The 17,415-nt window shown below is 66.2% G+C and carries 16 protein-coding genes; 12 read left to right on the top strand and 4 right to left on the bottom strand.

Features of this window, described 5'->3' with window-relative positions:
* From A5789_RS10375 to A5789_RS10365, 3 genes are all read left to right on the top strand, one after another.
* On the top strand, nucleotides 1-1,504 hold a 1,504-nt coding region (locus tag A5789_RS10375), incomplete at its 5' end, for a lipase family protein (RefSeq protein ID WP_321190242.1).
* Nucleotides 1,505-1,772: 268 nt separating this feature from the next.
* Nucleotides 1,773-2,387, top strand: a complete 615-nt coding sequence (locus A5789_RS10370) for a hypothetical protein (protein ID WP_064902889.1) — start codon at nucleotides 1,773-1,775, stop codon at nucleotides 2,385-2,387.
* A 56-nt stretch (nucleotides 2,388-2,443) separates the two neighbouring features.
* Nucleotides 2,444-2,920 (top strand): hypothetical protein, encoded by a 477-nt coding sequence (locus A5789_RS10365; RefSeq protein WP_063011652.1) that lies wholly within the window; start codon nucleotides 2,444-2,446, stop codon nucleotides 2,918-2,920.
* A 37-nt stretch (nucleotides 2,921-2,957) separates the two neighbouring features.
* Here the strand turns inward: A5789_RS10365 and A5789_RS10360 are convergent, their stop codons facing one another.
* A complete protein-coding gene (locus tag A5789_RS10360; protein WP_227462872.1) occupies nucleotides 2,958-3,446 on the bottom strand; it encodes a hypothetical protein in 489 nt (162 codons plus the stop codon).
* Between the two features lie 111 nt (nucleotides 3,447-3,557).
* Here A5789_RS10360 and A5789_RS10355 point away from each other — a divergent pair, with 111 nt between their 5' ends.
* Nucleotides 3,558-3,848, top strand: a complete 291-nt coding sequence (locus tag A5789_RS10355; RefSeq protein ID WP_063011656.1) for a DUF427 domain-containing protein — start codon at nucleotides 3,558-3,560, stop codon at nucleotides 3,846-3,848.
* Between the two features lie 135 nt (nucleotides 3,849-3,983).
* Here the strand turns inward: A5789_RS10355 and A5789_RS10350 are convergent, their stop codons facing one another.
* The gene (locus tag A5789_RS10350) at nucleotides 3,984-4,775 is read right to left on the bottom strand and encodes an alpha/beta fold hydrolase (RefSeq protein WP_193615516.1); all 792 of its coding nucleotides are present in this window, start codon (nucleotides 4,773-4,775) and stop codon (nucleotides 3,984-3,986) included.
* Between the two features lie 375 nt (nucleotides 4,776-5,150).
* On the opposite strand from A5789_RS10350, the gene A5789_RS10345 reads away from it, so the two are divergent.
* The 7 genes from A5789_RS10345 (at nucleotide 5,151) to A5789_RS36455 (ending at nucleotide 12,943) form a co-directional block, all read left to right on the top strand.
* Nucleotides 5,151-5,999 (top strand): family 43 glycosylhydrolase, encoded by an 849-nt coding sequence (locus tag A5789_RS10345; RefSeq protein ID WP_193615515.1) that lies wholly within the window; start codon nucleotides 5,151-5,153, stop codon nucleotides 5,997-5,999.
* 138 nt (nucleotides 6,000-6,137) lie between these two features.
* Nucleotides 6,138-7,550 (top strand): L-fucose/L-arabinose isomerase family protein, encoded by a 1,413-nt coding sequence (locus A5789_RS10340; protein WP_064902892.1) that lies wholly within the window; start codon nucleotides 6,138-6,140, stop codon nucleotides 7,548-7,550.
* A gap of 2 nt (nucleotides 7,551-7,552) precedes the next feature.
* On the top strand, nucleotides 7,553-9,034 hold the full coding sequence (locus A5789_RS10335) for an FGGY-family carbohydrate kinase (protein ID WP_064902893.1): 1,482 nt from the start codon (nucleotides 7,553-7,555) through the stop codon (nucleotides 9,032-9,034).
* On the top strand, nucleotides 9,027-10,034 hold the full coding sequence (locus A5789_RS10330; RefSeq protein ID WP_064902894.1) for a glycoside hydrolase family 172 protein: 1,008 nt from the start codon (nucleotides 9,027-9,029) through the stop codon (nucleotides 10,032-10,034). Before A5789_RS10335 ends, A5789_RS10330 begins: the two co-directional genes overlap by 8 nt.
* Nucleotides 10,035-11,015 carry a zinc-dependent alcohol dehydrogenase family protein gene (locus A5789_RS10325; protein WP_064902895.1) on the top strand — a complete coding sequence of 327 codons (981 nt, stop codon included), beginning with the start codon at nucleotides 10,035-10,037 and terminating at the stop codon, nucleotides 11,013-11,015.
* On the top strand, nucleotides 11,016-12,437 hold the full coding sequence (gene xylB, locus A5789_RS10320; RefSeq protein WP_064902896.1) for a xylulokinase: 1,422 nt from the start codon (nucleotides 11,016-11,018) through the stop codon (nucleotides 12,435-12,437).
* A 197-nt stretch (nucleotides 12,438-12,634) separates the two neighbouring features.
* On the top strand, nucleotides 12,635-12,943 hold the full coding sequence (locus A5789_RS36455; protein WP_155525690.1) for a hypothetical protein: 309 nt from the start codon (nucleotides 12,635-12,637) through the stop codon (nucleotides 12,941-12,943).
* A gap of 46 nt (nucleotides 12,944-12,989) precedes the next feature.
* On the opposite strand, the gene A5789_RS10315 is transcribed toward A5789_RS36455, so the two are convergent.
* On the bottom strand, nucleotides 12,990-13,400 hold the full coding sequence (locus tag A5789_RS10315) for a hypothetical protein (RefSeq protein ID WP_064902897.1): 411 nt from the start codon (nucleotides 13,398-13,400) through the stop codon (nucleotides 12,990-12,992).
* 363 nt (nucleotides 13,401-13,763) lie between these two features.
* Here A5789_RS10315 and A5789_RS10310 point away from each other — a divergent pair, with 363 nt between their 5' ends.
* Nucleotides 13,764-15,581 carry an ATP-binding cassette domain-containing protein gene (locus A5789_RS10310; protein ID WP_064902898.1) on the top strand — a complete coding sequence of 606 codons (1,818 nt, stop codon included), beginning with the start codon at nucleotides 13,764-13,766 and terminating at the stop codon, nucleotides 15,579-15,581.
* A 226-nt stretch (nucleotides 15,582-15,807) separates the two neighbouring features.
* Here the strand turns inward: A5789_RS10310 and A5789_RS10305 are convergent, their stop codons facing one another.
* A complete protein-coding gene (locus tag A5789_RS10305) occupies nucleotides 15,808-17,400 on the bottom strand; it encodes an HD domain-containing phosphohydrolase (RefSeq protein ID WP_064902900.1) in 1,593 nt (530 codons plus the stop codon).
* Nucleotides 17,401-17,415: the final 15 nt, after the last annotated feature.

Genomic DNA, 17,415 nt, shown 5'->3' with positions numbered 1-17,415 from the left:
TCGATGGCCCTCCACTGCCTCGAAATCAGAGAAATCCCGGCCGGATCGCTTGACAGCGGAGATAGGGACACCCCCCCGGCAGGGGAGACTCCCGGCAGTTTCGTCCGAACAAAGGATGTCGCTTGTGAGAGGGTTTCTGGCAGCTGTGGTCACTGTTCTCGTCGCCAGTGCGTGTTTGGGCGAACAGTCTGCTCGGGCGGACGAAGGCCCGCCCATCGGGCCGATCACGCAGTCATCGCCCGGAAATCCGCCCTCCCCAATGCAGAACTGGATCGACCAGAACATAAAACCGCCGCAGTTGACCGCCGGCCCCGAGCAGTCCGCCGCTGATCAGCAGGCGGCGTTGTGGCGGGCGATTTTGTCGTCGCCGACCGGGGATCAGACCTTCGATGCCTGGCCTGCGAATCTGGCCGCGCTGGAGCCGGGGCAGATCTTCGAGTCGCGTGACGTGACGGCGACGACAGCGCAGCATATGGCGGCGCCGATCGAGCGGGCGGTGCTGTTGAAGTTTCGCTCGACCTCGGCGACGGGCACGCCCTCCTTCGGCACCGCTACATTGATCGTCCCGGCGGCGTCGTGGAACGGTCCGGGGCCCCGTCCGGTGGAGGTGGACGCGATGCCGATCAACGCACTCGGGTTGCACTGCACGCCGGGCTATCAGTTGTCGCACGGCATACTCGATCGGACCAACACGGATCTGGTCTGGTTTCTGCCGGCTATCTGGTCGGCCCTGAACAAAGGGCACGCGGTTCTCCTGCCCGACCATGAAGGCCCGCTGATGGCGTACGGCGAGACGAATGTGGCCGGGCACATGATGCTCGATTCGATTCGCGCCGTGCGTAATGCCCTGCCGGAGTTCGGTAACAGTCGTTATGTGGTCGAGGGCTACTCGGGCGGAGCGATCGCCGCGTATGCCACCGCGATGTTGCAGAGTGAGTACGCGCCGGATCTGTCGGACGTTCTGGTGGGCGTGGCCTCGGGGGGACTGGCGGCCGACTACCGCGATATCGCCCACCGTTTCAACGGCGGGATCGCCTCCGGCATTCTGTTGTCGGTGTCGACGGCGATAGCGCGTGAGCATCCGGAGGTGCTCCAGTACATGAATCATCTCGCGCAGTGGGTGACGACATCCCCGACGCGGGATCTGTGTGGTGACGCCGATGGACCGCTCGGCGTCGTCGGTATTCCGATGGATGTGGCGACGAATATCAGCAACCCACTCGACAGTCCGATGGCCGACAATCTGTTTCGCCAACTGGATTTGTCCGACCGGACGTCGGGTGTGCCGCTGTATATCTATCACGGTGCGTGGGATCCCTGGATTCCCCTGGAGGACGCTCAGCGTATGTACGGTGAACAATGCAGCCGTGGCGTTCCGGCCGTTTTCCGCACAGTGCCCGGCGAACACCTGAGCAGTTACGTCACCAGCTATCCGGGACTCAGCGAATGGATAGACGGCCGGCTGCGCGGCGAACCGGCACCGAGTGAATGCCCCGGGAGGTAGATTCCTGCCTCGCAGCGCTCTGGGCGGCTTCCGCTCGGCACTCACCGTGGAACGAGAACGCTTGCCCGCCGTGAAAAACGGTGGTTCAGCCGGACAACCACCTGCTGCAGGCGTGGTGCATGAGTGTCGTGCTGTTCGGCACTTTGATCCTCGTCTACGGGCTCACGAAATTCGCTGTGGCCGAGTATCTTTGCGGGTGCCCTCGGGGCGGCGTCGTAGATCGGATCCGGGTGCGGGAACGATCGGACAAGCGTGGGAGATGTTTGGCATGTTCGACGACGATCTCGTGCGAGATTCGGTGGAGCGGGCCGATGCGTTCCAGCGCGCGCTGGTCGCTACCCTGTGCCTGAATCGAGCGGCCGTTCTCGCCGCCACCGATCGGGCCGACCGCGAGGTCGCCGGACTCTGCCGGCTCATCGACGACTCGCTCGAATACTGTCGCGCTCGCGCGGTCGGTGCCCCACCGCGGATCGGCCCGGAGCTTCTGGCCACGCGATTCCGCGACATTCTCGGCCCTGATGATCTGCCTTTCGAGGAGCCCGACGGTGTCGCGGCCTGGTACATCGATGTGGTCTCGATAGCGGATTACGTCGTGAGGACGTGGAACGAGCCGGATGCCGGCGATTCGCGATGCTTCGACGTCCTGGTCGCCTGCTACTCCCTGGCAGGAATGCTGCAAGACGATCCCCGGACCCCTAGCTCATGGGAGCTCGCCGAGCTCGAGACTGCGAGACAGATCAGCGACCTGCGAGCGGTGGACGGCCTAGCCGAGCCGATCGGCCCCGACCGCCTCGGTGCACTGCTGGCGGCGTCGCAGCCGCTTCGCGCAGCGTACGCGAGGCGATTCCAGGATGTCCTGGGCGAACGCGAACTCGAGCCGTGACGGAGATCGATGCATCGATTGTGCATCGAAGCGGGGCGCATGGGTACAGCCACTACATGACCAACGACACCGACACAAAAGAGGTCGCGGACAGCGGCCTGGCCACCGAGGAGCAGCCCGCGGCCCGGCATCGTCGTCCCGGTGATGCCGGCGACGACGCGGTCCGGGCGGCCGGGACCTTGTCCGAAGCGCTGGAGACGATCGAACAGGCGCGTGGGAATTTGTACGCGTTTCACCGCCTGACCGGTCGTGCCGATCTGCTGTTGGACAGCGCTGCCGATCAGCTCGTCGCCGCGGGCCGCCCGGACTTGGCGGAGCGGGTGCGAAGCGAGTTGATCGGTCGCAACGTGCTATCGGGCCGATGGACATTTCAGATCGTGGAGGAATACGACGACGGGTATTACGCGGCATTCGCCGACATGGAACGCACGGTGCGCGATCAGCTAGTCGAAGGCCGGCGCCACGTCTTCGAAGCGGAGATGAAGGAACAGCGTCGCACCCGCGGGCGACCGGACCACACCGCACGGCCGTAACCGGCACGGCCCCGGGCAGCTACTCGACCGCGTCGAATCACGATCGCGACATGAGGCGCAACAGGCCGAGCTGCGGTTCCAGTGCGCCGTCCTGGCCGAGGGCACGGAAATCGGCCTCCACGGCGTCGACATCGCGGCGGCCCGCGCGCACCGCGCGGTAGCGCAGGAACGACCAGACGAACATGTCGAGGAACGGTGGCATCACCCCCGAGCGCACCCGGGCATCCAGCGCGGCGAGCGCGGCCCCGTCCGTCGGGGCCAGGCGCGCGAGAAACGATGTGACCGAACGGGTTCGATCCGGCACCACGACGGGTTCGGCGTCGGGGAACCAGCGGCCCAGATCGGCATCGAGGCCACCGTCGACATAGCCGATCAGATCGGCGGGGAAAGCGTCACCGGCCGATCGTAGAGTGCGCCAACAGAATTGGCCTCGCCGCGTGGTGGACGGTCCCGCGCCGCCCCTGTACCGCCGGTCGTCCTTCGCCGACAGCGTGGTCGTTCCGTCGGCATCGGTCTCCGCGAACACCGAGTTCGTATTGTCGATGCCGCCGGGGCCCGGCTCGACGGGTCTACCACGATCTCCTCCCGCAGCTGGTCGCCGCTGGGACCCGCTCGCCGATCGAGGCAGAATAGACGCATGGCAAAGGCAACGGTCAACGGTGTCACCATCGCGGAGTCCGACCACTACGAAACAGTGGAGGGCAATATCTACTTCCCGCCGGAAGCGATCAAGAAGGAGTACTTCACGCCCACCGAGACGCACACCATCTGCCCGTGGAAGGGTCGTGCGAGCTATTACACCGTGGATGTCGGTGACGGAAATCCCCTCGTCGACGCCGCGTGGTACTACCCCGAGGCGAAACGGGCGGCGGCCAACATAGAAGGTCACGTCGCCTTCTACAAGAACAAGGTCTCCATCCACGAGTGATCCACCTCGTCCGCCGGCACTGATGTCGCGGGGACGCGCAGAGAGTCGCTTCCGGGGCCGGTAGGCGAGACAGGTCCATGATCGGCAACGCAACCGGTCGCGCCGGCTGCTGCGCGGGTCAACGGAGGCTCGGGATCACCCGGGTAGCGACTTCGACAGGAATTCCAGCAGGTGCGGTTCCACGGCGTCCGCATCGGTGAGCGAGAGGAAGTGCGCGCCGCCGTCGACGATCACCGGCGGTCCGGCGTCGGGCAATGCCTCGGCCAACTCGACGGCTCGATCGACCGGATAAGCGGCGTCCGCCGACCCGTGCAGGACCAGGGCGGGGCAGTCGATCTCGGAAGCTCGGTCGAGGATGCTGTCCCGCTCGACCAGTGGGGTCAGAACGCGGTCGATGTGATCTCCGGAAAGCTTGCGCCACTTGGCCTGCCACTCGGTTGCGTCGTGCCGGCCCAGGCAGATGGCGGCGTTCATGTCGAGCAGGTCCTGCGTCGGACCGAGTTCCCGCCATGCCGCAGCGGCCTGCCGGTAGGCGTCGGCGACCTGCGGGTCCTCGGCGGCGCCCGACGTTCCGAGCAACACGAGCGCGGCCACCCGGTCCGGTGCCAGGAGGGCCATCCGCAAACCGATGAATCCGCCCTGACTCGTACCCAGCACCGCGCACCGGGCGATTCCGAGGTGGTCGAGCAATCCGAGTGCGTCGCGGGCCACGTCCCAATAGGTGAAGGGGCCGTCGGCGGGCGTTTCGCCGTGGCCGCGCTCATCCATGGCGATCAACCGGTAGGACTGGCCGAGCGAACGTACCTGCGGGGCGAACATGTCCGCGTCCATCAGGTAGCTGTGCAACAGCAGTACGGCGGGGCCGGAACCGCCGTGGTCGACATAACTGACGACTTGGCCGCTGTCGAGCGTCATCGCTGTCCGCATGCGGCGCAGTCTATTCGGAAGCGGCGATACCGAGATTGTCCCCACCGATGGGAATGGTGTGGCCGATTCCGCTACACGCATGGATTCGTGGCCGACGCCGGGTGATCGGGGTGAGGCCGGCTGCGAGTGGGTGGTGAATCTTGCCGGCGCAGTGCAGCGCGATGTGGCCGCTCTCCATCGCGGTGTCATCTACCGTGTCATGGGATGCCGAGACGGTCGTTCACCGGCCTGCGAGCCGATCCGCAGTGGGCGTCCCCGGCAGCGTCACACCCGGTACGGCGAACGCGACTGAGGAGAGCGGTGGCAGATGACCGAGATCGAATGTCGAGAAGGACCGCCACCGAGCCTGCTCGTCCGGGGCGATCGGCACGCCGGATGGTGAGCGTTCGAGCCGGGCGTTTCCACGTGATCTACGATCCGAGCGCCGGCGAGTCGCAGCGGTGGTACATCAACGACCACACCATCATTCGCGACGAATCGGGCCGCTGGCACCTGTTCGGCATCACCCATCCCGAACCGGCGGATCCGTTCGACGAGATCGAATTCGCCCACGCCAGTGCCGACGATCTGCAGGGCCCGTGGACCACACACCCGTCGGCTCTGGTGGTGGACCGCGACTACGGCGAGACCCACCTGTGGGCGCCGTACGTGATCCGCGCCGACGGCCGCTACCACATGTTCTACGCGGGCGGTGGTGACGACCGCACCGCGGCGGCGATCTGTGTGGCCGCCTCCGACGACCTGTTCGAGTGGACCCGCGAACCGACCGGGCCGGTGTTTCGCGACGGGTACGACGCCCGCGATCCGATGGTCGTGTGGATCGACGACTGCTGGGTGATGTACTACGCCGCGACGAGTTCGCCGACGGGCGGCAACTACGTGGTCGCATACCGCACGAGTACCGACCTGCGCACCTGGAGCGAGCGGCACATCGCGTTCACCGACCCCACGTCGGGCACCGAGGCCGGCAATACCGAATCACCGTTCGTGTTGTCCCACAACGGATCCTGGTATCTGTTCATCGGCCCGCGACCCGATTACGTCGGCACCGACGTGTTCCGCGGCGACAGTCCCTACCACTTCCGGATCGACGACCGTGTCGGCCACATCGCCGCGCATGCCGCCGAGGTGATCGACGACGGCGATCTGTGGATCACCAGTTGCGGCTGGGGTCAGGGCGGAGTGTCGCTGGCTTCCCTCGAGATCGGCAGAACCGCACCGTAGACCGTCCCCCGAGTGATATCTCTAGTGGTGCGAGCGCGGCCCGGAGGCGGCAGCCTGCGTTACCACCGAGGACCGTGCGGACCACCATCGGGCACAGCAGCGAGTAGTCCGACCGTTCGTCTCTGGAAGGGATCCGGCGTGGCACGTATCGGTGTGATCAGCATTTCCGACGGACGCGACTATGTGCACGACGGCATAGCCGAGTTCATCCGTACCAACGAGGACCGGCTCGTCGCCGAACTGACCTCCGCCGGACACGAGGTGGTGCGCGGCTCCGCGCCGGTCAGTACCAACACTCTCGCCGTCTCGGTGGCTCGCGAAGTCGCCTCGGCCGGAGTCGATCTGACCGTCCTGCACTACGCGGTGTGGGCGTTCCCGCACTTCACGATGCTCGTCCAGGGAGCCACGCCGGGAGCGTTGCTGCTGCTGTCCAATATCGACCCGGTCCAGCCCGGAATGGTCGGGATGCTGGCGGCCGGGGGAGCGCTGGATCAGATCGGCCGCACGCACACCCGGCTGTGGGGCGACCCGGCCGACCCGGACCTGATCGAGAAGATCGGTGTGCAGGCGGTGGCGGCGTCGGCGGTGTCGAGCTTGCGCGGTTCGACGTTCGGACGGTTCGGCGGCCGGCCTATGGGGATGAACACCGCTGTCGCGAATACCGATCAGTGGCAACGCATCTTCGGTGTCGACGTCGAGGAGATCGACCAGTGGGAGATCGTGCGCCGCGCCGAGCTGGCCGATGCCGCTGAGGTATCCAAGGCTCGGACCTGGCTGGAGGAGACCACCGCGGGCGTGCACTACGACGGTGACAAACTCACGCCGGAGTTGCTGGAGCGCCAGATCCGCTCCTACCTCGCGGTGCGCGAGCTGATCGACGAATGGAACATCGACTTCTCCGGCATCAAGGGGCAGCCCGAGCTCACCCAGTACTTCGCCACGATGGACGTCACGGAGGCGTTCCTCAACGACCCGTACGACTGGAACGGTCCGAAACCGACGCACGTGTGCGCGACCGAAGCCGATATGGACGGCGCGCTGACCATGCAACTGCTGAAACAGATCTCGGGGACGCCGGTGTTGTTCGCCGACGTCCGCCACTACCACGCGGACCGCGACATCTGGGATCTGTGCAACTCCGGCCAGCACGCCACCTGGTTCGCGGCGCGCAGCGACGATCCGGCGGAGAACCTGTCCCGCGTGCATCTGTTCCCCGAGGTGTTCTTCTTCCCCGCCGGCGGGGCGTCCGTCCATCATCTCGCGGCCCCGGGGCAGATGACGCTGGCCCGGCTCACGCGCAACGACGGCAACTATCGAATGCAGTTGATGCTCGGCGACTTCGAGACCTACGACGAGGCCACCAACGACGAATTGATGCGCCAGTCGACCCGCGAATGGCCGCACGCGTTCGCGCGGCTGGACGCTCGTGCCGAGGATTTTCTGTCCCGGTTCGGCGCCAACCACATCCACGCCGTGCCCGGTGACCATCGCGGGACCGTGCGCGCCGCGTGTGATCTGCTCGGTGTCACCGTGGACGAATTCACTCGGTGACCATGTTCCTCGGAATCGACATCGGCACATCGGGTTCCAAGGGCGTGCTGACCGACGCCGACGGCAAGGTCCTCGCCCGTGCCGAGCGTCCGCACGAGGTGTCGATGCCGCGACCGGGCTGGGTCGAGCACGACGCGGAAACCGTGTGGTGGGCGGATTTCGTCGCCATCGCTCGCGAACTGGTCGATGCCGCCGCCGGTGCTCGGCTGGAGGGGCTCGGGATCAGCGGTATCGGCCCGTGTCTGCTGCCGGCCGATGCGCAGGGCAATCCGCTGCGGCCGGCCATCCTGTACGGCGTCGACACCCGGTCTGGAGTCGAAATCGCCGAGCTGGCAAAGGAATTGGGCGCTGCGGCCGTGCTCGAACGGGCGGGGTCGCCGCTGACCAGTCAGGCTGTCGGACCGAAGCTGCGGTGGCTGGCGCGGCACGAGCCGCGCGTGTACGAGCGCACGCGCATGCTGCTCATGGCGAGTTCCTTTCTCGTGCATCGGTTGACGGGGCGATACGTGCTCGACCATCAGTCGGCGAGCCAGTGCGTGCCCATGTACGACCTGCGCAAACGAGAATGGGCGAGCGATTGGGCCGAGCACTGTGCTCCGGGCTTGCCGTTGCCCGAACTCGCCTGGCCCACAGAGATAGTCGGCCGGGCGACTGCGGAAGGTGCTGCCGCGACCGGTCTTCCGGAGGGGTTACCGGTCACCACCGGCACCGTCGACGCGTGGGCCGAAGCCGCCAGCGTCGGCGTGCGCGCTCCCGGCGATGCGATGGTCATGTACGGCACCACGATGTTCCTGGTCCAGATCCTCACCGAGCCGCGTCCGCATCCCGGTCTGTGGGGCACCTGCGGTGCTTGGCCCGAAACCTATTCGCTCGCAGCGGGAATGGCGACCTCGGGCGCGGTCACCGATTGGCTGCGCCGTCTGGTCGGCGGAGATTTCGGCGACCTGGTCACGGAGGCCGGCAAGGTTCCGGCGGGCAGTCGGGGACTGCTGATGCTGCCGTATTTCGCCGGCGAACGAACGCCCCTGTTCGATCCCGACGCTCGTGGCATGGTCGCCGGTCTCACCACGAGCCACGGCCGCGGCGAGCTGTACCGCGCCGCGCTGGAAGGAACCGCATACGGGGTGCGGCACAACCTGGACGCGATGGCCCACGCCGGCGGCCGCGCTCGACGTCTCGTCGCGGTCGGGGGTGGAACGAAGGGCGGGCTGTGGACCCGGATCGTGTCCGACGTGACCGGTCTGCCGCAGGAATTGCCGGCGGAAACCGTCGGTGCGTGTCTCGGCGAAGCCATGCTCGCCGCGGAGGCGTCCGGCGTCGACACCTCCGGCTGGAACCCGGTGACGTCGATCGTCGAGCCGGACGCCGAACGGCAGGCGGTCTACGACCAGTACTACCGGCGCTACCGCGAACTCTACGAATCGACTGCGGATATCGCGCATTTCCTTGCTACCGAACAACATCGGGCGGCGAATAATGGCTGAGCTCTGGCGACTCGATCGCGCGCGGACACGCTCGATCAGCCCCGAGAACCCGACCGGCGCGCCGGGCGCGGGCGCACGGGCGGAGACCGGCACCGGCGCGGGCGCGGCACGCGATCTCGGTGTGGGGTGGAAGGTGTCCCCGTCGATCGACCTCGTGGCCGGATCCACCGCGACGCTGGCCGACGTATCCGGACCGGGTGTCATCCGGCACTTCTGGCTGACCACCGACCGCACACTGCTGCGCCGATTGAGGCTGACTTTCACCTGGGACGACGACCCACATCCGTCGATCGACGTGCCGCTGGGCGACTTCTTCTGCAACGGCTGGGACGAACTGGCACTGGTGAGTTCGGAAATGGTCGTGGTCGCACCCGCCGGTGGCCTGAACAGCTACTGGCCCATGCCTTTTCGCGAGCGTGTCCGTGTCACCCTGCACAATCCGACCGAACGTCCGGTGCCGGTCTACTATCAGCTCACCTACGACGAGACCGAGGTAGGCGAGGACGCAGGCTACCTGCATTGCCAACGGCGACACAGTAATCCGCTGGGCACTCCGGCGGTACACACCATCGTCGACGGTATTCGGGGCCGCGGACGCTATGTCGGCACCTATCTGGCGATCGCCCCCAACGCCCCGGGCTGGTGGGGCGAGGGCGAGATCAAATTCCATCTCGACGGAGACGACGAGTTCCCGACGATCTGCGGCACCGGCACCGAGGATTATTTCGGCGGCGCCTGGAACTTCGACCTCGACGGCGCCTACCGCGACTACTCCAGCCCGTATCTCGGCCTGCACCAGGTACTTCCGCACGACGAGATCTACACGCCGCAACAACGATTCGGCATGTACCGCTGGCATGTGCGCGACCCGATCCGCTTCCACGAGGAACTGCGCGTCACGCTGCAAGCACTGGGATGGCAGGACGGTGGGCGGTATCTGCCGTTGGCCGACGCCGATATCGCCACCACCGCATGGTGGTACCAGGAAAGGGGACGGTGAATGCGTGCCTTGGTGATCGAAAAGCCCGGCGAGTACTCGGTCCAGACAATTCCCGACCCGACCCCCGGCCCCGGAGAGGTGGTCGTCGAGGTGGCCGCGGTAGGAATCTGCGGCACCGACATCCACATCGTCGAAGGCGAATTCCCACCGACGCCCTATCCGATCGTCCCCGGCCACGAGTTCTGCGGTGAGATCGTCGACGGTCCGCGGTCCGGCGAGAAGGTGGCCGTGGACCCGTCGCTGTTCTGCGGCGCCTGCCACTACTGCCGCATCGGCCGCGGCAATCTCTGCGAACGCTGGGGCGCGATCGGCGACACGGTGAACGGCGCGATGGCCGAATACGTCGCGGTGCCGGAGGCCAACTGCTATCTACTGCCGGCCGATCTGCCCGCCGCACACGGCGCGCTGGTGGAACCGCTGTCGTGCGCGGTGCACGGATTCGACGGATTACCACGCACATTGGGTGCGCATTACCTGATCTACGGCGCGGGCACCATGGGCCTGATGATGCTGCAACTCGCCGTGACCGCGGGCGCGACCTCGGTTTCGGTGGTGGACCTCAACACCGACCGCCTGCAGGTAGCCCGCACACTCGGCGCCGACGCGGTCGCCACGAACGCCGACGAGTTCGACCGCCCGCACGGCTGGGAAGTCGTCATCGACTGCACCGGCGCGATCCCGGCGATCGAAGACGGCCTCACCCGCGTCCGCCGCGGCGGCACCTACCAGCAGTTCGGCGTCGCCCCCGGCGACGCGACGGCCTCCTTCTCACCCTTCCGCATCTACAACGACGAAATCACCGTCGTCGGCTCGATGGCAGTGGTCCACAGCTTCGGCCGCGCCGTCGACCTGATGTGCAAGGGCGCCATCGACGCCGACACCATGATCACCCACACCTTCGGTCTCGACCAGTTCTCGGAAGCGCTGCAAGCCTTCCGCGACGGCATCGGCCGCAAGATCCAGATCGCCCCGCGCGGATAGATGGCAACCGTCGCCGGAGTGGACAGCTCCACCCAATCGTGCAAGGTCGTGGTGTGCGACGCGGACACCGGTGAGGTGTTGGCACGGGGATCCGCGCCGCACCCCGACGGAACCGAGGTCCCGCCCGAGGCATGGTGGACCGCGCTGCAACAGGCGGGGGAGGGGCTGCTCGATAACGTCGACGCGGTGTCGATCGCCGGCCAGCAGCACGGCCTGGTGGCACTCGACGACTCACACCGCCCGGTGCGAGATGCCTTGCTGTGGAACGACGTCCGCTCCGCCGAGGCAGCCGACGACCTCGTCGCGGAGCTGGGCGGACCGCAGGCGTGGCTGGACGCAGTCGGCAGCGTCCCGGTCGCCGCCTTCACCGCCGCGAAGTTGCGCTGGATGGCCGATCACGAGCCCGAACTCGCAGACCGGGTCACCCGAGTGATGCTGCCGCACGACTACCTCACCTGGCGATTGCTTGGTGGTGGTGATGCCGCACCCACCACCGATCGCAGCGACGCCTCGGGCACCGGATACTGGTCCGCGGTGGAGGGCCGGTATCGAGAAGACCTGCTGGCCTTGGCCTTCCGTGACCGGACACCGGAACTTCCGAGGGTGCTGGAACCGTCCGAGAGCGCCGGACGCACCGCATCGGGCGCGCTGGTCGCCGCGGGCGCGGGGGACAACGCGGCAGCGGCGCTCGGACTAGGGATCGGAGACGACGATGTGGTGATCTCGCTGGGCACCAGCGGGACGGCGTTCGCGCGCACCTCGCAGCTGCACACCGATCCGTTCATCAACGGATTCGCCGATGCGACAGGACAATTCCTGCCGTTGGTGTGCACGCTCAACGCCGCCCGGGTGCTCGAGGCGATGGCCACGGCTTTGGGAATCGGCATCGGCGAACTCGATGCACTGGGCCGCCAGGCCCCGCCGGGTGCCGACGGCCTCGTCCTGCTGCCGTACCTGTCCGGCGAACGCACCCCGAATTTGCCGCATGCGACGGGGAGCCTGCACGGGTTGCGTTTGGAGACAATGCGACCCGCCCACCTGGCCCGCGCCGCAGTCGAAGGCATGCTCTGCAATATGGCCGATGCGCTCGACAGGTTACGTGCCGCCGGCGCCACACCCCGGAGAGTGCTGCTAATTGGCGGCGCTTCGCGTTCGGCCTTCGTCGCCGAGAGCGCCGCGCAAATTCTGGGTGCGGCGGTGACTGTCCCGGCGCCAGAGGAGTACGTCGCGCTCGGTGCCGCACGGCAGGCTGCGTGGGTATTGCGCGGGGGTGCTGAACCGCCGCGGTGGCCAGCGGCCGCGACTGTCGAGATTTCGGCATCCGGCGACGATGCGCTGGGCGAAAGGATCCGCACCGCCTACACGCAGGCGCGAGAAGCGTTGTACGGCAAATGGTGCGTAACACCGAATATTCAGGCCTGACATTGAGACGCTGCGGATAACGAATTCTGCACGAGAGCGAATATCAACATCATCCGCGGTTTGGCGCCCGACTGCCTTCGAGGTAGCGACTGAGAAGACGTAGGGCGGTCTGCGGCGCCATATGCAGCTCGAATACTCTACCTATACCGGCAAGGTCAGGGCCAAGTGACTTCGATGGCCCGGAGAGCATGTGAATCTTGTTGAGCGTCTTCGTATTCCACCTCTACTGGATCGTCGATGACAACGTCCCCGAAATTCTTGTGCTCACCCAGCGAGTCGAGACCGAACCAGACATGCGAACCGTCAACGGTCTCGATTATCCCGGTGGCGCGCTTCTCGTTCCAGCGTCAGACTTTCCCCTTGGCGCGCTGCACCTTTCGCTCGTATTCCAAGTGCTCAACTATATCCACGGCGGATCGGCAGAGTGTCCGCGCAAAATTCCGTCAAAAGGTCCTGGCCATCCTTATCGAGGGAGGAGGAAGCTGCGGCCCCGGGTGATTGCCTGAGCGGCCGGAAAGCTTGTGGTGGTGCAAGTTTCGCGATCGGATTCGATCAGAGCCCCGGCGCTACCGGTGTCTCCTCACGCTCCCGCGCCGCATGCCGCGGCAGGAACATGGCGGGCACGATGATCACCGCCGTGAGGCCGAACGCCACCCAGAACGCGAAGCCGAAGGAGTCGGCGAGCAATGGTCCGACTATCGGCATCAGTTGAGGCGGGATCGAGTTGATCTGCCCGGAACCACTACTGCCGGAAGGCATTCCGTGCTCGGTCAATTGCCCGGAGAGGTGTTGCGTCAGCGCTGTGACCAGCAGGGCGCTGCCGAGCGACGCGCCGACCTGCTGGATGGCCGAGAGTGTGGGCGCCGCGCGTGTCACGGCGTCCCTGCCCAGTTCCGTGTAAGCAGCCGAAATGGTCGGCATCATCACCGAACCGAGGCCCATACCGCGGACGAACAGGGCCACACAGAGCCAGACGTACGAGGTGTCGGTGCCGACGTGCGTGAACGGGAGGGTTTAGAAAGGCCTGGACGAACGCGTACGGAAGAAACGGCGATCCCTCGGATGCTGGGGACCATGCGATCAAGGCTGTTGAGGATGTGTTGATCCCAGTGGTCGTTCCCAAAAAAGCGACCCAACCGTCTGGGTGTCGAATTGGCCTTGCTGGTGTGCCGCAGACTCCGGCCGGAGGGCCGTCGCCCGTAGACCTGTCTCGTAGCGGCCGAAGAGCACCCACGCCACCCCACCGCGCCCGAACGCACATAACACCCCACAGGCTGGTCAGACGATCCCTGCTTCCTGGTGGGTGCGATTTGAGGCAAACGCCTCATGCGACCACGGAGGCGACGGACCGATGATCAGGGCATGACACAGCGAGTTCAGGAATCACGAAGATCATCGGTCATGACCGATTCGACATTCGAACCACCGACCGTCGAGCGGTTCGGTACGCGCACTTCAGATCACCCACACGAAGTGCCGGGCGGCGGGCGGGTCGATGCCGTCAACGTGGGCCAGCACGTCGGGGCGCGGCAGATTCTCCAGGAGTTGTCGCTGTCGGTCGAACCAGGCGAGTTGGTCGCCATCGCCGGCGGCAGTGGAGCAGGAAAGAGCACACTGCTGGAGATCCTCGCGGGACTGCGACCACCGTCTATCGGGGAGGTTCGGCATGACGGCGTCGTTCGCGGGGGCCGAGTCAGCGCCGATTCCCGTATCGGCTACGTGCCTCAGAATGACATCATCCACCTCGAGATGCCTCTGCGCCGCACGCTGCGCTACGCGGCGCGGCTACGGCTGCCCGCAGGCACATCGGCGGCCGAGGCGGACCGGGTAGTCGAGGAGACCATGCATGACCTCGACCTGGCTGATCGGGCCGAAGTGCCGGTCCGTGCGCTGTCCGGCGGCCAGCGCAAGCGGGCCAGTATCGCCGTGGAACTACTGACCCGGCCACACCTTTTCTTCCTCGACGAACCCACCTCTGGGCTCGATCCGTCGACCGCAGCCGACGTGATGCGCCTGCTGCGCCGACTCAGCCAGCGCGGGGTCACGGTCGTTCTCACGACACATGAGCCGGCCGGCATCGACCAGTGTGACCGGGTGGTATTTCTGGCGCGCGACGGCCACCTGGCCTTCACCGGCAGCCCGACCGAGGCTCGGCGCTACTTCGGCGTGGAGGATATCGCCGAGGTGTACGACCGACTGGCTCGTGAGCACACCCCTCAGATCTGGGCGGAGCGATTCGCGGACAGCGGTGGGAAGTCGAAAGCCCGGCCTGGCTCGGCTCTACTGCCCCCCATCCCAGCCACCCGTTCAGACGTCGAGCGCACGGGCATGGTCCGGCAATGGTGGCTACTTACACGACGCAATGTTGATGTTCTCCTTCGCAACCGGCTGACCCTAGCGGTCCTGCTCGGCTCACCGGTACTGGTCACTGCGATGATGGCGACGTTGTTCAAGCGCGGTGCGTTCGATCCACGTAGCGCAGCCGACCTCGGCCCGGCCCAGATCGTGTTCTGGATCGCGTTCGCAGGCTTCTTCTTCGGCCTTACCTATGGCCTGCTCCAGATCGTCGGAGAGATGGCCGTCTTCCGGCGGGAGCGCCTGGCCGGGCTCAGCGTGGGCGCCTACGTGGCATCAAAGATGACAGCGCTGCTTCCGGTGCTGGCTGGAGTGAGCGCGGTGCTCCTCGGTGTGCTGCGGGTGCTAGGTCGGCTCCCCGCCGTTGGATGGGACGCGTTCGCCTCCCTCTTCGTGACGATTGTGATCGAGGCGACCTCGGCACTGGCCCTCGGATTGCTCGCCTCGGCCGTGGTCTCCAACGCCGCGCAGGCCGCCCTCGCCCTGCCGATGCTCTGCTTCCCTCAGGTTCTGTTCGGTGGCGCCATAGTCCCCGTTGACAAGATGGCCCTCCCGGGGCGCCTGATGAGCCTCGGCCTATCCAACCGTCACGCATTCGAAGCACTGGGTCGCGACCTGGATCTCGACCGGTACACCGCCACGCTGCCGGCCATGTCCGCCTACCGCGACACCTTCCACGGAGGCACCGGCGTCAGTCTCATCGCGCTCGCCTCGTTTGCCGTTGGCCTCATGCTGGCCACGGTGTGGGTCTTGGACCGGCGGTCCCGGCCCGGCGCATCCCGGCGATGACAACCCCGCACAGTCGGTCCGCCAGATGTCTGAACAGATATCGGCGGGCCGGCGTGCGGCACCAACGATGTTCGGCCTTCCGAGCGCACAGCCTGACGTTCAGACCGACCCCGGCCCGTCCACCCCGGACGCGCGTCGACCACCCACTGAGCCATGTGACGTCAATCTCGCACCGGGCAGCATCATTCGTGGTTGCCGAGCTGAAGTACCTGGCGCAGCAGATGCTTCAATTTCCCCCGGCCGCAGTGACCGGGAAGCTCACCAGACCCCGATCGATCGCGGCGAGACTGGCCTGCGTGCGATTGTTGACGCCGAGCTTGGCGTAGATACGTTCGACATGGTTGCGGGCCGTTTTCTCGGCGATGAACAGTTCGGCGGCGATTTCTCGGTTCGACCGGCCCTGCGCGACGAGTCGCAGGATCTCGACCTCGCGGTCGGTCAGCCCGGCCGGCCAGGGCGTCCGCCGCGATACACGCTGCCCGGCCGCTGCAAGCACGGCCGCCGCCGACTTGGCGTCGAGGCGGCCGGCGCGCGCCTCCTCTCGCAACTGATCGGCAGCGCCGCGAGGATCGAGCGCCGGCCGGTGTGCACGTGGCTCGAGCAGTCGCTGATAAGCCTCCGCCGTGGCAAGCAACCGGTCCTGCGTGGTCAGCTCCGCGCCGGCAATACCTCGGGGAAAACCGGACCCGTCGATCCGTTCCCGGTGCTTCATCGCGACGGACACCACCGACTTCAAGCCGTTAACTCGGCTCAGTATCCGGCCGGTCAGATCCGGATACATCCGTACCCGTTCCCATTCAGCCGTAGTGAGCGGCCCCTTCTTCTCCCAGATCTGGTTGGACACTCCCATTTTGCCGAGGCTGTGCACGAGGCCGGCACGGTAGAGATGCTTGATGTCCGACGGCGACATGCCCAGGCATCGGGCTGCCCCGGCCACCAGATTCGCGACGCCACGCGAATGCCCCAGGGTGAACGGAGATTTGAGATCGACGAAATCAGCCATGGCCTCGAGTAACTCGTCGCTCTCCTCGTCCGTCAGGGTTCGGTCACGATCCGGTGCTTGGGCCAACGCCACTGCCCAGACGTCCATTTCGAGCAACCCGTCCACAATCGACGCCGCGTCACGATCGAACACCGCCGCCACGGCCGGGCTGAACTGACTGCCGCACCGAGAACGGAGAACATTTTTCGCGTACTCGAGCCCGCCCGTCCGCAGGTGCACCTCGACGACGTCTGCCACGTGAGCGATGTGGATCTCGACCGGGATATCCTCTCCACGAGTACCGTTGGGCAACCCCCGGCCGTCCCAGCGCTCGAAGACGTAGGCCAGCGCCTTTCCGACCTGCCCGTCCAAGCCCATCCGATCGGAGAGAACCCCGGCGGAACTGCAATGCGATTGGATCAGTGTGGCGACCTGGCTGCGAGCCGTGACCAGAAAGGCGGTGGCACGCATGCCGCGCTCCCAGCCGGGCAATCCGCGTCGAACATGACTCATAATCAGCCGCAGAAACGGCAGGCCGGTCATATCCACCGCGTAGGTGTCGGCCCGGAAGGCGATGTCGTCGCCGAAGAGCGCCGAGAGTTCGTGGGAGTCGGCGTGACAACCGATCCACCCGACCAGATTGGCGTAGTACACCGTCGCTCGCTGTTGCAGGTCGAGGCCCATCCGCTCGGCGATCCGTGTCGCGATCAAGGACGACCGAAGCATGTGTTCCATCGGCTGACCCAGACCGAGGTCGATCGCCAGCGATATCGCGGCCAGCAGTTCGGCTCTGCTCAGACCCTTTGCCGAGCCCGGCAGCGTCCCGTGCGGGTGCATTTTCCCATTGTTCAC

The organism is Nocardia sp. 852002-51101_SCH5132738 (assembly GCF_001665695.1).
GTDB lineage: Bacteria > Actinomycetota > Actinomycetes > Mycobacteriales > Mycobacteriaceae > Nocardia > Nocardia nova.
This window is presented reverse-complemented; position numbering and strand designations above follow the sequence as displayed.